Origin of the sequence: Hydrococcus rivularis NIES-593 (assembly GCF_001904635.1) — a bacterium.
Lineage (GTDB): Bacteria > Cyanobacteriota > Cyanobacteriia > Cyanobacteriales > Microcystaceae > Hydrococcus > Hydrococcus rivularis.
The window spans coordinates 41,739-56,069 of record NZ_MRCB01000014.1 but is presented as its reverse complement, the minus strand read 5'-3'; the positions used below and the strand labels follow the sequence as shown (position 1 = coordinate 56,069).

The following is a 14,331-nucleotide window of genomic DNA, read 5'->3' as shown; positions in this document are numbered from 1 at the left end:
GTAAAGTAAGCACGAGAGAAAACTAATAAAATCTCTTGAGAGTAGACAGAAGTGCCTTATGATTGACGAGCAAAAGCAGCCAGAAACCAATCCAGTAGAGAGCCAGCAAAATTTAAATTCTTCTGAGAAAATCGAGAAGGAAGAGTTCGGTCAACCCAATGCCAGCGCAAGCCAACCAGAAGCAGCTGCAACTACTGAAACTTCCTTCCAAGATACGATCGGCGCAGCAGGAGAAGCCGAGTTGCCAGAATCAGAAAAAATCACTGAATTGCCAGAACCCGCTCAAATCATAAAAGCCCTGAACCAGGAAAATGAAAGCCTCAAACAGCAACTCGAGCAGCAAAACCAACAAGTAGATGCCTTAAAGAAACGGTATCTCTCTCTAGCTGCCGAGTTCGATAATTTCCGCAAGCGCACCCAAAAAGAAAAAGAAGAACTCGAAGTTCAAGTCAAGTGCAAGACAATTGGCGAACTTTTGCAAGTAGTAGATAATTTCGAGCGGGCACGAACCCAGATCAAACCAGTTAATGAAGGAGAGATGGCAATCCACAAAAGCTATCAGGGAGTTTACAAAAACCTGGTAGATGGACTCAAGCGTCTCGGCGTTTCGGCAATGCGTCCAGAAGGGCAGCCTTTCGATCCTAATTACCACGAAGCAATGCTTCGAGAACAAACGGACGAACATCCAGAAGGGACAGTACTAGAACAACTGGTTCGCGGATATACTCTCGGCGATCGCGTCCTTCGCCATGCAATGGTCAAAGTTGCTGCGCCTAAAGAACCCACGATAACTTCACAAGAAGAGACAACCGAGAAAGAAAATCTCGAAAATCAGGAAAGTTAAATTTGCGAGATTGTAATAAAAGCGTGATAATAGAGCTTTTAGGAGCTTTTTTTTTGGGAGAAGAGTTAGTTAAATTTACACTAAAATGACTGACAGCTTCTCTAAAAGTTAACTCCCGATCTTAGATGGTTTTATTGCCGAAGCGCTATGGGAAAAGTCATTGGTATTGACCTGGGGACGACTAATAGTTGTGTATCCGTGCTAGAAGTGGGAAAACCAGTAGTCATCCCCAATTCGGAAGGAGCGAGAACAACTCCCAGTATCGTTGGATTTGGGAAAGCAAATCAACGTCTCGTAGGTCAGTTGGCAAAGCGGCAATCCGTTACCAATTCAGAAAATACCGTCTACAGTATCAAGCGCTTCATCGGTCGTCGGTGGGACGAGACAGAACAAGAGCGATCGCGAGTTCCTTACCAATGCGTTAGAGGTCGAGACGATACCGTTAACGTGCAAATCCGCGATCGCGCTTTCACGCCCCAAGAAATCTCCTCGATGATTCTGCAAAAGCTCAAAGCCGATGCCGAGGCTTTTCTGGGCGAACCTGTTAGAGAAGCCGTCATTACCGTTCCCGCCTACTTTACCGATGCCCAGCGGCAGGCAACCAAAGATGCGGGAACGATCGCGGGCTTGGAAGTCTTGCGAATCATTAACGAACCCACGGCCGCAGCCCTCGCCTACGGCTTAGACAAACAAGAAGAAGAACAATACATTCTCGTCTACGATCTAGGGGGCGGAACGTTTGATGTCTCCGTCCTTCAACTTGGCAATGGAGTGTTTGAAGTCAAAGCCACCGCTGGCAACAATCACCTCGGAGGCGACGACTTCGACAACGTTATCGTTCGCTGGGCGATCGACGAATTCAAAGCCCAAGAGGGAATCGACCTAGCAACCGATAAAATGGCGCTACAGCGCCTGCGAGAAGCCGCTGAAAAAGCTAAAATCGAGCTTTCCAGCATGCTCACCACCTCGATCAATCTTCCCTTTATCACGGCAGACGAAAGCGGTCCAAAGCATCTAGAAACCGAACTCACGCGGGCAAAATTTGAAGAACTGACCAACCATCTGGTCGAGGCAACTGTCGGACCAGTCGAGCAAGCGCTCAGAGATGCCGGACTCAAACCGAGCGAGATCGATCGCGCGATTCTCGTTGGCGGTTCAACTCGCATTCCCGCCGTGCAAAAGACGCTCCAGCGCTTGGTCGGCAGCTCTCAAATCGATCGCTCTATCAATCCAGACGAAGCCGTTGCCTTGGGCGCAGCCATCCAAGGGGGAATTTTAGGCGGCGAAGTCGAAGATTTACTGCTCCTAGACGTCACTCCCCTCTCGCTGGGAATCGAAACCCTCGGCGAAGTCTTCACCAAAATTATCGATCGCAACACCACCATTCCTACCAGCAAATCCCAAGTTTTTTCCACCGCCTCAGACGGACAAACCTCAGTAGAAATTCACGTTCTTCAAGGAGAACGGGCGATGGCTAAGGATAACCACAGCCTGGGCAAGTTCGTCCTCACGGGAATCCCGCCAGCACCGCGCGGCGTACCTCAAATCGAAGTATCTTTTGAAATTGACGTAAACGGAATTCTTAAAGTTTCGGCTCAAGACCAGGGAACGGGTCGAGAACAAAGCATTGCCATCAATCAGACCGGCGGACTCAAAAGTGGCGAAATCGAGCGAATGCGGCAAGAAGCCGAAAGATTTGCCGAACAAGACCGCCGTCAACTGCAACTGATCGAACTCAGAAATCAAGCAGATAGCTTATTCCACACCTACGAAACCACTCTAGAAGAAAACGCTGCCTACATTAGCGAAGACCTCAAAGTCAAAAGCAAGCAGAGAAAGGAACAGTTGGAAGTCATTCTTAGAGAAGTTCCCATTAATCCCGAAAGGCTGAAGATCGGTATAGAAGCATTCCGACAAGTTCTCTTGACAATCGGTACTCAAATTTATCAAAAAGGTAATCCAGAAGTCGCTCAAAACTTTGAAACCGTCGGCTCGCCAAACTTAACCTACAGTGAAGGTGAAACTGAGTTCAGCGAACGAACTCAAACTTTTGCCTTAGATAAAGAAGAGTACGCGATCGCGCAAGGAGAAGAAGACTATAATTATACGACGGAAGGAACCGAAGAGTACAGCTTCGATTTTGATGAGGATGAAACGGTTGCCAGCGATTATGAAGCAGTAGACTAGGAATAAGGACGGAGAACGAAGGACACAAAGCGGAGGAAAGAATAACTCCCAGTCATCAATCCCGTTCACTGAAGGCGATAGTTTGCTACAGTACAACTAAACCTGAATATTAATACCGAACCACTAAAAAACGAGATCAGCGCTTTATGCCAGCCGACTACTATGAAATCCTGGGGGTTCCCCGCGATGCTAGCAAAGAAGAGATCAAACGAGCCTTTCGCCGTCTGGCTCGAAAATACCATCCCGACGTAAATAAAGAACCGGGGGCAGAAGAGCGTTTTAAAGAAATCAATCGCGCTTACGAAGTCCTCTCAGAACCAGACGCTCGCGCGAGATACGATCGCTTTGGCGAAGCCGGAGTCGGTGCTGGTGCGGGAGTTGGTTTCGATTATGGCGACATCGGCGGGTTTGCCGATATCTTTGAAACCATTTTTAGTGGTTTTGGCGGGATGGGCGCAGGAACGTCGGCCCGTCGGCGCACCGGTCCGGTACGAGGAGACGACCTGCGATTAGATTTAAAGTTGGAGTTTCGCGAGGCTGTTTTTGGTGGCGAAAAGGAAATTCGCATTCCCCATCTGGAAACCTGTCAAGTCTGTAAGGGAACGGGAGCAAAGCCAGGAACCGGGGTGCGTACTTGTTCGACCTGCGGAGGATCGGGACAGGTTCGCCGCGCTACTAGAACGCCTTTCGGTAGCTTCGCTCAAGTTTCCGTCTGTCCGACTTGCAATGGCGCGGGAGAAGTGATAGAAGAGAAATGCGAAGCTTGCGGAGGAGTCGGTCGCAAACAAGAAACCAAAAAACTGAAAATTACTATCCCGCCCGGAGTAGATAACGGAACTCGCCTGCGAGTTGCCCGCGAAGGCGATGCAGGAGCGCGAGGAGGTGCTCCCGGCGACCTCTACGTTTATTTGTTTGTCGAGCCGGACGAAGAATTTAGACGAGATGGAATTAATATCGAGTCGGAAGTGACGATTAGTTACCTGCAAGCGATACTTGGCTGTCGCCTCAAGGTCAATACAGTGGATGGAAGCGAGGAGATAACGATCCCTCCCGGAACCCAACCCAATACGGTGTTGACCTTGGAAAATAGAGGCGTGCCCAAGCTAGGCAATCCCGTCAGTCGCGGCGATCATTTGATAACGGTTAAAATAGCGATTCCCACGCGCATCAATGCTGAGGAACGGGAGTTGTTAGAAAAGCTCGCTAAAATTAAGGGAGAAAGTCACGGTAAAGGGGGCATAGAAGGATTTTTAGGGGGTCTATTCCACAAATGAATGCTACCGCCGATCCGCTTCTCGACCTGCGCGGCACGCCGTGTCCGATCAATTTCGTTCGCACTAAGCTCAAGTTGGAGCAAATGTCTCCTGGCTCTTTGTTAGAAGTCTGGCTGGATCCGGGAGAACCAATCGAACAAGTACCGGACAGTTTAGCGATGGCAGGTTATAAGATAGAAGCCATCGAAAATCGGAGTGAGTTTTTTGCGCTCAAGGTGCGTCGCCCAGCGGTCTCGTGAGGAATTCTGTGGTTACCCAAACTCAGAATTCGTCCGGACTCCTCGGCACGGTTGTAGCGGTACAAGCAAATTTTTATCGAGTGCGTCTAGAACGCCCAGAAGGGGAGAATTCTCCTCAATATCTACTCTGTACGCGCAGAACGCGCCTGAAAAAAATTGGGCAGCAAGTGATGGTGGGCGATCGCGTTGCGATTGAAGAACCGGATTATGCAGACGAACGGGGCGCGATCGCAGAAGTTTTTCCCAGGAAAACCGAGTTAAATCGCCCTCCCGTCGCTAACGCCGACCAAATTCTCTTGATTTTTGCTCTAGAAGAACCTAGTTTAGATGCTTGGCAGTTGAGCCGTTTTCTAGTCAAAGCCGAGTCTACAGGTTTAGATTTGTGTCTGTGCCTCAACAAAACCGATCTCGTCGCTAAAGCACAACAGCAGTCGTGGGAGGAGCGTTTGGGCGAGTGGGGTTATCGTCCCGTATTTATTAGCATTGCTGCTAATAGCGGTCTAGAGCAATTGCTCGATCGCCTCAAAAACAAAATTACGATTCTGGCAGGACCTTCGGGGGTCGGCAAATCTAGCTTGATTAACAAGTTAATTCCCTCTGTCAAGCAACGAGTTAGCCAAGTCTCCGGCAAACTCCAAAAAGGTCGCCATACGACTCGCCACGTAGAACTATTTGAATTACCTGACGGCGGTTTGCTGGCAGATACCCCTGGCTTCAATCAACCCGATCTCGACTGCGATCCCGCGCAATTAGCCCAATATTTTCCCGAAGCAAGAATGCGACTCGCCCAAGGGAATTGTCAATTCAACGATTGCCTGCATCGCAACGAACCCAACTGTGCCGTGCGCGGGAATTGGGAACGATACGAACATTATTTAAGATTTTTAGAAGAGGCGATCGCTAGACAAGAAGCAATTCAACAAACCCGCGATGAAGAATCGACGGTAAAACTGAAAATTAAAGCGTCAGGACAGCATCAGTACGAACCCAAGCTAGAGACCAAAAGATATCGTCGGCGATCGCGGCGAGAAAAACATCAAGCCCTGCAAGATCTTTATGATAGTCAATCAATTGAAAAGCTCTATGAAGAGCTAGAAGATTATTAAGTAATGTAAGAATCTTTGCTGAATTCTATTGCTAGATTAAGAATTGAATCAAATTTAACCTGTCCTTGAGCAACAGCAGTTATCTAGAAAATAGAGGGCTTCTCAAGGAGGTGCGAAAGATGATGCAATTACTGTTAGTATTGTTCATTATTTTGACTGTCGGCTTGACATTACTTTTTGAAGCTTTGTTTTACACCGAAGAGCAGGAAACTCAATCGTAGCGCGAACGGTTTTGAATCCCTAGATAGGGTAGCTAGTGGTTAGTCTCGTTTCCTTTCTCCCCTGGTTGAGTGACAAATCTTTGTCCCTTCATCCCTAAATCCCTTCTCCCATAAGGGGCGAAGGGACTTTAGGCCAAAGTCTTAAGTTGAGAGCCACTCTCCCGCTCTGGGAGAGGGGTTGGGGTGAGGGCGATTTGAGTTTTGTCACTCTACCAGCCTGCTCCCTTGTCCCCACATCCTCCACACGCCCCATACTCCCAGTCCCGTCTCCCCGTCTACCTGCTCCCAATCGCCCGGAACGATAGACTAGAAGAAAATAATGAGGAGGCAGTCGTGACAGAAAAAACTCGTTCTCCCTGGAATGTGGGTCGTTTTTTTGAGACTTTGACTTACTTTGACGCTATCCCATTTATTGGTTGTCTCAAGCGACTATTCGCCGATCGCGCGAGTGAAGAAAAAGCAACTCAACAAGGAAAGAAAATAGTGGGAACAATTTTAGTCGTTGGTGCAACTGGCGGGGTTGGCAAACGAGTTGTCCGTCGTCTTTTGGAGAAAAATTATCAGGTTCGCGCTTTGGTTAGAGATGCTAAAAGAGCGAGAGAATTATTAGGCGATAAAGTCGAACTATTTGAAGCAGACCTTACTATCCCTGAAACGCTAACTTCAAAATTAGCCGATCGCATTTCCGCCGTAATTTGTTGTAGTGGAGTCCGAGTTCAACCCTTAGAAGGCGATACGCCAACGAGAGAAAAATACTATCAAGGGATTAAATTTTATCTGCCAGAAGTAGTCGATAGTCCCGAACTGGTAGACTACCAAGGCATTAAAAACTTAGTTGAAGTTGTCAAGAAATCTCTGCGGTCGGGAGAAAAAATTTTGTTTGATTTTACTAATCCGTCAGCCGATTTAAAAGAAACTTGGGGTGCGGTTGACGATGTCGTGATGGGAGGAGTTAGTGAAAGTAATATTAGACTCGTAGGTGGTAAAGCTATCTTTTCGGGTAATGTTTCTACGGCAAACAATGGCGGGTTTGCCTCAGTTAGAACACGCAATTTTAATCCACCTTTAGACCTATCAGATTATCAAGGAATTGAATTAAGAATTCAAGGAGACGGAAAGCGATATAAATTTATCATTCGTGCTGAAGATAAATGGGACGGAATCGGCTATAGTTATTCTTTTGATACTCTCTATAATTGTTGGACGACAATTCGCATTCCTTTTACCGATCTCATCCCGGTTTTTCGTGCAAAAACCGTTTCTAATGCAGGTGCTTTTGAGGCAAGCAAAGTCTATTCAATGCAGCTAATGTTGAGTAAATTTGAGTACGATGGCGCATTAAATCCAAACTTTTCGCCCGGATTATTTAGCTTAGAAATTGAATCGATTAAAGCCTATGGCGGTCAAGCAAAACCGCAATTTATTATGGTCAGTTCTGCTGGCGTTACTCGTCCGGGTCGTCCGGGACTTAATTTAGAGGAAGAACCTCCGGCAGTACGCCTAAACGATCGATTAGGAGGAATTCTAACTTGGAAATTACGAGGCGAAGAAGCCGTTCGTCAGAGTGGCATAAATTACATCATTGTAAGACCTTGTGCTTTAACCGAAAAACCAGGCAATAAAGTTTTAGTCTTCGACCAAGGCGATAATATGAAAGGCCAAGTCAGTCGAGAAGCGATCGCCGAACTTTGCATTCAAGCATTGCAAATTCCCGAAGCTTGTAACAAAACTTTTGAAGTGAGAGAAGAGGAAGCAGTAGCGAATTCGATTGATTGGAAAAGTTTATTTGCAAATTTAAAACCCGATTGAGCGCGATCGCCATTAGGAATGAAGAGTTTTATGCCTTTCAAGTCTTGGCTTTAGCATTCTTAGGATAAAAAACGCTTTAACGAGTTTCTTGCGCTTAAAAGAGGCGGAATGCTTTTATTTTCAGATTTGAAACTGGCTCGATCGCGATCGCGTCTTTCTTAGATGATATAAATAAGTTAAATCCTTAGTAGACTCCACTCGCGATCGCGATGTTCATTAGCCGAACTACGAGATTGAAATGGCTTTATTTTTCGATTATCGTGGTAGCTATTGGCGCGATCGTCTACTTTTTCAGACAACAGCCGAGCCTTTTGCTAGCCACTAGCCTTCTTCTGCTCGTTCCCGGACGAATTCAAGGGCACCTTTGGCGAGATTTCTTCCGAGGTAGACGACTTCTGCAACGGCGGCAGTGCGATCGCGCTCTCGCGTACTTTCATAATTTTCTCAAACGTCTCAAAGAAAAACCGATTCTAAAGAGGGCAATCTGGTTGAGCTGGGCTGTTTACTCAAGAGATATCGAAGCGATGACGCACAATAACATTGGCGTAGCTTATATGGAACTCGGTGACTTTAAGAAGGCTAAACGCGCTCTACTAACCTCCATCTCTATCGATCCCAAGTATCCACTTCCTTTTTTTAATCTGGCAATAGTTGCCAAAATGCAACGCGATCCTGCCCGTGCCAGAAAATTGTTAGATAAGTCAGCGAGATTGGGATACAGACAGACAACAGTCGATCGGTTAATTCACCTATCAGAAAGCTTACTTGCACGTGTTGAAGGTCGCGGGATCTCTGAAAAAGAACTGCCTACACTGCCCTAGCGGGTCGGCGTTTCTTTGAAGAGAGTGTGTTGTATTTGCAAATTCAGAAGGATAAACTAAAAAAGCTGATTTCCCTGCACCAGCAATGCTCCCTTCCAAAACTTCTACCGCTACAACCACTTGGGCGCTACCCGCTCTCTTTGCTATCTTTTTTATTTCGGGTTTTACTGCGCTTCTGTACCAAGTTGTATGGCAGCGAATGCTGGGGTTATTTTCTGGCTCTGACGTACGCTCCGTAACGATTGTGGTAGCCTCCTATCTAGTAGGACTGGGATTGGGAAGTTTGTTTGGTGGCTTTTTGAGCGATCGCCTCAGCAGTCGCCAGAGCGTACAGACTTACGGATTATGCAATCTGGGGATCGCTGCCTTTGCTGTCTTCAGTCGCTTCTTATTCTACGACCTACTTTTTCTTAAGTTGCGATATCTGGCGCGATCGCCGGTTTCGACGCTACTCATTGCTTTCATCAGTTTATTAATCCCAACTATTTTGATGGGATTATCCCTACCTTTATTATCCAAGGCGATCGCTTGCCGTGCCGATAAAGCCGCGTCTGGGATTGGTTTGCTCTATGGGATTAATACGCTCGGTTCGGGACTGGGATCGCTCATCTGCGGCTGGTACATCATCGGAACCTTGGGGTACGAAGAAACGGTTTATGTAGGGGCAGCTTTAAATGCTATGGTTGGGATAGTTGCTCTGGGCAGTGCCTATCAGTTTGGGCGCGATCGCTTTCTCCGGGATGCGGGTGTGGCGACGATTGACCCATTGTCTTCGCCTGTAGCACCTTCTGTAAAAAATTGGTGCATTTTAGTCTTCCTTTCTGGTTTTGTCGCGATTTCTTTAGAAATTATTTGGTTTCGCGTTCTAGACATTGCCCTACAATCAAATGCTTATACCTACGCCCATCTGCTGGCTTTTCTTCTAGTTAGCAATGCGCTGGGAAGTTTAATGGGAGCGAAAGCTATCCGCTACATTCGCCAACCAAGACGGGTATTTTTAGCGATTCAGGGATTTGTTGCCGCTTACTCGGCGATCGCTATCTGGTTTATCGGTCTTTACTGGCAATCTCATCCAGACTTGCGATCGGACATAGGTTACATCGATCCCAATAATATTACTGCGGCAGTGGTGTTCAAGTATCTGGTTTTGCCTTCGATAATGATAGTGTTGCCCAATCTGTTGCTGGGGTTTTATTTCCCATTGGTACAAAAAGCGGTTCAAACCGACGATCGCACTATTGGGCGGCGAGTCGGTCTGATTCTGGTTGCAAATATCCTCGGCAATACGGCGGGAAGCCTGCTTACGGGTTTAGTGCTACTCGATAAATTGGGAACGGCAAATTCATTGCGACTTCTTGTCTTATTAGGATTGGGATTTGTCCTCGCCATTCGTCCCAATTGGATGAAAGCGAAGTTTATTGGTGCCCTAGCGCTAATTTTGTTGGCTGCCGTGGTATTTTTCCCTAACAATACTCGCCTCTGGGCATCTCTGCACAGCATTGAGCCAGAACAATATTTTATCGTTGCTGAGGATTCGACGGGCGTAGCCGCGATCGCACAGGACAATCGGCAGGGAATGTTATTGGCTAGCGGACAAATTCAGGCAAATTTCCCTTACATGCACGTCCACGCGCTATTAGGCAGCATACCAGCCCTACTTCATCCCAATCCAGCGCAGGTAATGATTATTGGACTGGGTTCGGGAGGAACGCCCCACACTATCGGCGTAAACCCCTTAACTCAGCGAGTGCGGGTGGTTGAAATTCTGGGCGCTGAGTTGCCCGTGTTGCAAGAGTATGCGAAAACGACTGTCGGAAAGCCTCTCGGTTTTCTCTTCCAAGATCCGCGTTATGATATCGTCGTTAACGACGGACGTAGAGAATTGGTACTTGCCGATCGCAAGTTTGATATTATCGAGGCGGATGCGATTCAGCCCTGGCGATCGCGAGCGGGGATGCTCTATTCGCAAGAATTTTTCCAAGAAGTGCGATCGCGCTTAGCGCCTGGAGGATTTTTCGCACAATGGAATGTCGGACCGGAGGCAGAACAAACCTTTCGCAACGTTTTTCCCTCCGTTACTAGGTTGGATCTGAGCGGAGGTTTGAGCGTTTTAATCGGGAGCGAGCGTCCGGTTGATTTTAACCGAGAGAAGTTACTGACAAGACTAGATTCGCCAGCGGTATCGAGTTTTCTGGCAAAAGCTGGGGTCAATGTAGAAGCAATCCGCACAGATGTAAAAGCCGCAGGGGTCTCAATGTATTCTCATGAGAAGGACGGTCAGCCCAAAGCTATTAATACCGATTTGTTTGCGCGATCGGAGTATTATTTGAATCGTCCTTCAAAATGACAGAGATGGTCGATCGCCCTCACCCCCAACCCCTCTCCCAGTTTGGGAGAGGAGAAAAAGATGTCGATTGCGAAAACCTGAAAATTGGTATTAGCTGTTCCTAAATAGCTACAGCTTTTGCCAGATTGTTCATCAGCAGTGCGAGCATCTTGCTCGCACTACATAGAATTAAGGTAAGGTCAACTGAGCATTTTGATTGAAAAACCGACGATAAACCCCTTCTGCGACCAGTAAAGCCGCCAGCAAATTTGTCAAGGCGATTGCAAACAAAATTAAAATTTGATAGGATGCCGCATCGACGGGATCGACTCCCGCCAAGACTTGTCCGGTGAACATTCCCGGCAAACTGACGATTCCCACTACCAGCATTTGATTGAGCGTCGGAATGAGACTGATGCGAATGGCTTCTTGACGATAAGCCGCGATCGCCTGTTTCGGCGTTGCCCCCAAACATAAGTAAGTTTCTACTTCTAGGCGATTGTGCGAAATGAGGCTGGCGAGGCGTTCTCCTGCTAGAGAAGCCCCATTCATCGCATTTCCCAAGACCATTCCCGCTAAAGGAATCAAATACTGAGGAGAATACCAAGTAACCGGTCGAACGATGAGGATAATAATATAACTTAGCGATAGAGCGCTGCTGACAAACAGCGAACCCCAAATAATCGGTAACATGCCTTTTGTTTTTTTGCCAATGCGATTGCGAGCAACGATCGCGGCAACTGTCACCATAACCCCTAAAATTCCCAATACGGCGATCGGATTGTTCAAAGCAAAGATAATCGCTATGATATAGCCCACTACCAAAAGTTGCAGCAGCGATCGCGCGGCAGCAAAGATTAATTGTCCTTCTAACCCCAAGCGCTGCCAGCTAGACAGCACCACGGCTATGCCAATAATGCCTAACGACCAACCCAAGTCGATAAAATCGAGTGTGATGAATTCATTCATATTCGTTAGTACGGACAGTGCCCTACCTTGCTCGTACAATTACCGATCTCCAACTTAATATATTTCTTTTTTGGAAAAAATTTGCTTTGATCGATATAAATTCTGGGTAAAAAAACGAGTGAATCAGATTCCACCTGTCAATTTAGCCCGTCAGCATCAATTAATTCGTGAGGAAACAGAAGCTGCTGTCTTAGAAGTATTGAGTTCTGGTCGTTACATCGGCGGTGCAGTCGTCAGCGAGTTTGAGAGACAGTTTGCTAGCTACGTTAGCGTATCTGAATGCGTCGCTTGTAATTCGGGTACGGACGCGCTTTATTTGGCACTGAGAGCGCTAAATATCGGACAAGGGGATGAAGTCATCACTACGTCCTTCAGTTTCTTTGCCACGGCAGAAGTGATTACGCGAACGGGGGCTACTCCCGTTTTTGTCGATATCGACCCACAAACTTTTAATATCGATGTCGATCGCATAGAATCTGTCATTACCAGTAAAACAAAAGCCATTATTCCGGTTCATCTATTCGGGCAACCGACGGATATGAACGCAGTAATGGCGATCGCTCGCAGCTACAATCTCTTTGTCATCGAAGACTGTGCCCAAGCAACGGGGGCGCGATGGCAAGGCAAACCAGTTGGCAGTATCGGACATATTGGATGTTTTAGCTTTTTTCCCACGAAAAATCTAGGAGCGTGCGGAGACGGCGGGGCAATAACGACTAACGATCGCGCGATTGCCGCCTCTATCCGCACGCTTAAAGAACACGGCATGAGCGATCGCTATCGTCACGACGCGATCGGACTCAACAGCCGTCTCGATACAATTCAAGCAGCGATTTTACAAGTCAAACTGCGCTATCTCGATCGCTGGAATCAACAACGAACCGAAATAGCTGCTATTTACGATCGATTGCTCTCTCTCCTGCCGGGAATCGAACTTCCACAGACATTAGCTAACAGCAAGCATGTTTGGAATCAATACACGATCCGAATAAAAGATAAGGAAGAAGATTCTCAACCCTACCGAGATATCGTGCGCGTAAAACTACAACAAATGGGCATAATCTCGATGGTTTATTATCCCATACCCTTACACTTGCAGCCCGTTTATAAAGATTTAGGCTATCAAACGGGACAACTCCCGACAGTCGAACAAGCCGCCCGCGAAGTTTTATCCTTGCCCATGTTCCCGGACCTTTCTTTTGAAGAACAGCAGCAAGTGGTCTATAGTTTGAAGGATTGTTTGAATTAAACTAATATGAATGGTCTAGATAATCTTCAGAAGATTCGGGATCTAACTCCCATCGCTTTTTGTCGCGCCACTCTAACTTGTCTAGCGTGTGCACGGGTTCGCCATCGGCAGCATCAATTCCCATCGACTGAAGCAGGGCATCGGTCACGTTCTGATCGGGTGTGGGATTATCTCCTCCAACCGCTTCTTCTCCGACTACCTCAGCTTGATACCAATCGTCGTCGAGATCGCCTCCCGTCGCATCAATGCCAGAAAGCCCTGAAGCTCTTAATTTCGCCAGTATCCTTCCCATACCAGTATCGCGATCGACTAAGCCTTCACTCATTGGGTCAGTGTTTTCTGCTGCGACAAGATCGCCAAATAGCACTTCGTTATCGTTAGAAGAATCTTTCCACGGGTCTTGGGGAGAATTACCTGCCCCAGAAAAGTTGGTCTTTTTCATAAAATTCACTCCTTACTGGCTTAGCGCTCAGAGGTGAAAGAGTTAGAGACCAACTCTGACCCAGGTGGACGTTACGCGTTTGGGAAACTAAGCGTGGATGCTGCCATCTGGCATCGTTGCGCCGCTCAAATCCGTTCCCGTCAAGTCGGCTTCAGCGAGGTTAGCTCCCCACAGTTCTGCTCCCCGCAGGTTGGCACCGCGCAGGTTAGCTTTGCTTAGATTCGCATTAACCAAATCGGCTCCGCTTAAGTCGGCTCCACACAGAATAGCGCTCATGAGTTTGGTCTCTATTAAACTAGCTCCCTTCAGAGAAGCTCCGCTCAAATCCGCTTCGCTCAGGTCGGCTCCCTTGAGAAAAGCGCCACTGAGATCGGCTCCAGTTAAGTTGATATGCCTTAGGTCAGCGTCACTTAAGTCGATCGAGCGCAAAACTGCTCCGTTTAAGGAAACGCGATTCAATTTAGACTGGCTAAAGTTTCGCTTTCCTTCTGCATATTGCCTTAGAAGCTCTAGGATCTCCATACTCTAGCCCTATCTCTCTAATTCCATCCTATTCTATTTTGTTAAATCTATAACAAACGCTATGCCCTGGCGATCGCGATTCGTAATCTTTAAAGGTGGTTAGTAGTTAGTCGTTAATTGTCTCCCCATCTCCCCACACCTCCCACACCTCCCCCTATTTCTATTAGTCACTTTTAATCGGGATCGTCAATTAGAACTTCTCCCTGCCAGATTTTTTCTTGAAGAAGGCTAAATAAATGGGCTTCTTCGGGGGTGACTTTCTTATCTGCATAGATCGCAGTTTCTTTCTAGGCGAGAGAGCCTGCCATCAGCTAAAGCACGT

The 14,331-nt window shown here is 47.2% G+C and carries 12 protein-coding genes; 9 read left to right on the top strand and 3 right to left on the bottom strand.

Annotated features, from left to right (window positions below):
* Positions 1-58 precede the first annotated feature (58 nt).
* The 8 genes from grpE (at position 59) to NIES593_RS12845 (ending at position 10,848) form a co-directional block, all read left to right on the top strand.
* On the top strand, positions 59-844 hold the full coding sequence (gene grpE / locus NIES593_RS12880) for a nucleotide exchange factor GrpE (protein ID WP_073599966.1): 786 nt from the start codon (positions 59-61) through the stop codon (positions 842-844).
* A 147-nt stretch (positions 845-991) separates the two neighbouring features.
* The gene (gene dnaK / locus NIES593_RS12875) at positions 992-3,031 is read left to right on the top strand and encodes a molecular chaperone DnaK (RefSeq protein ID WP_073599965.1); all 2,040 of its coding nucleotides are present in this window, start codon (positions 992-994) and stop codon (positions 3,029-3,031) included.
* A gap of 146 nt (positions 3,032-3,177) precedes the next feature.
* Positions 3,178-4,305, top strand: coding sequence for a molecular chaperone DnaJ (gene dnaJ, locus NIES593_RS12870; RefSeq protein WP_073599964.1), 1,128 nt, complete (start codon positions 3,178-3,180; stop codon positions 4,303-4,305).
* Positions 4,302-4,544: a sulfurtransferase TusA family protein gene (locus NIES593_RS12865; protein WP_073599963.1), complete on the top strand. Its 243-nt coding sequence runs from the start codon at positions 4,302-4,304 to the stop codon at positions 4,542-4,544. The genes dnaJ and NIES593_RS12865 overlap by 4 nt, the downstream gene beginning before the upstream one ends.
* Before the next feature lie 8 nt (positions 4,545-4,552).
* Positions 4,553-5,650, top strand: coding sequence for a small ribosomal subunit biogenesis GTPase RsgA (gene rsgA / locus NIES593_RS12860; protein ID WP_073599962.1), 1,098 nt, complete (start codon positions 4,553-4,555; stop codon positions 5,648-5,650).
* Positions 5,651-6,204: 554 nt separating this feature from the next.
* Positions 6,205-7,680, top strand: a complete 1,476-nt coding sequence (locus NIES593_RS12855) for a CIA30 family protein (protein WP_073599961.1) — start codon at positions 6,205-6,207, stop codon at positions 7,678-7,680.
* Between the two features lie 233 nt (positions 7,681-7,913).
* Positions 7,914-8,501: a tetratricopeptide repeat protein gene (locus NIES593_RS12850; RefSeq protein WP_175561123.1), complete on the top strand. Its 588-nt coding sequence runs from the start codon at positions 7,914-7,916 to the stop codon at positions 8,499-8,501.
* A gap of 85 nt (positions 8,502-8,586) precedes the next feature.
* Complete coding sequence (locus NIES593_RS12845; RefSeq protein WP_073599959.1) at positions 8,587-10,848, top strand: fused MFS/spermidine synthase; 2,262 nt, start codon at positions 8,587-8,589, stop codon at positions 10,846-10,848.
* Positions 10,849-11,016: 168 nt separating this feature from the next.
* On the opposite strand, the gene NIES593_RS12840 is transcribed toward NIES593_RS12845, so the two are convergent.
* Positions 11,017-11,796 (bottom strand): ABC transporter permease, encoded by a 780-nt coding sequence (locus tag NIES593_RS12840; RefSeq protein ID WP_073599958.1) that lies wholly within the window; start codon positions 11,794-11,796, stop codon positions 11,017-11,019.
* A gap of 118 nt (positions 11,797-11,914) precedes the next feature.
* On the opposite strand from NIES593_RS12840, the gene NIES593_RS12835 reads away from it, so the two are divergent.
* A complete protein-coding gene (locus tag NIES593_RS12835; RefSeq protein ID WP_073599957.1) occupies positions 11,915-13,045 on the top strand; it encodes a DegT/DnrJ/EryC1/StrS family aminotransferase in 1,131 nt (376 codons plus the stop codon).
* Between the two features lies 1 nt (position 13,046).
* Here NIES593_RS12835 and NIES593_RS12830 read toward each other — a convergent pair whose 3' ends face one another.
* Together NIES593_RS12830 and NIES593_RS12825 are read right to left on the bottom strand one after the other, a co-directional pair.
* Positions 13,047-13,487 carry a DUF6335 family protein gene (locus NIES593_RS12830; RefSeq protein WP_073599956.1) on the bottom strand — a complete coding sequence of 147 codons (441 nt, stop codon included), beginning with the start codon at positions 13,485-13,487 and terminating at the stop codon, positions 13,047-13,049.
* 87 nt (positions 13,488-13,574) lie between these two features.
* Positions 13,575-14,009 carry a pentapeptide repeat-containing protein gene (locus NIES593_RS12825; protein ID WP_073599955.1) on the bottom strand — a complete coding sequence of 145 codons (435 nt, stop codon included), beginning with the start codon at positions 14,007-14,009 and terminating at the stop codon, positions 13,575-13,577.
* Positions 14,010-14,331 lie beyond the last annotated feature (322 nt).

What these genes read in the sequence shown, in the direction of transcription:
- dnaK (WP_073599965.1), top strand. Translation starts at nt 992, where the DNA reads ATGGGAAAAGTCATTGGTATTGACCTGGGGACGACTAATAGTTGTGTA.
- NIES593_RS12830 (WP_073599956.1), bottom strand. Translation starts at nt 13,487, where the DNA reads ATGAAAAAGACCAACTTTTCTGGGGCAGGTAATTCTCCCCAAGACCCG.
- NIES593_RS12845 (WP_073599959.1), top strand. Translation starts at nt 8,587, where the DNA reads ATGCTCCCTTCCAAAACTTCTACCGCTACAACCACTTGGGCGCTACCC.
- NIES593_RS12865 (WP_073599963.1), top strand. Translation starts at nt 4,302, where the DNA reads ATGAATGCTACCGCCGATCCGCTTCTCGACCTGCGCGGCACGCCGTGT.
- NIES593_RS12840 (WP_073599958.1), bottom strand. Translation starts at nt 11,796, where the DNA reads ATGAATGAATTCATCACACTCGATTTTATCGACTTGGGTTGGTCGTTA.
- NIES593_RS12825 (WP_073599955.1), bottom strand. Translation starts at nt 14,009, where the DNA reads ATGGAGATCCTAGAGCTTCTAAGGCAATATGCAGAAGGAAAGCGAAAC.
- grpE (WP_073599966.1), top strand. Translation starts at nt 59, where the DNA reads ATGATTGACGAGCAAAAGCAGCCAGAAACCAATCCAGTAGAGAGCCAG.
- dnaJ (WP_073599964.1), top strand. Translation starts at nt 3,178, where the DNA reads ATGCCAGCCGACTACTATGAAATCCTGGGGGTTCCCCGCGATGCTAGC.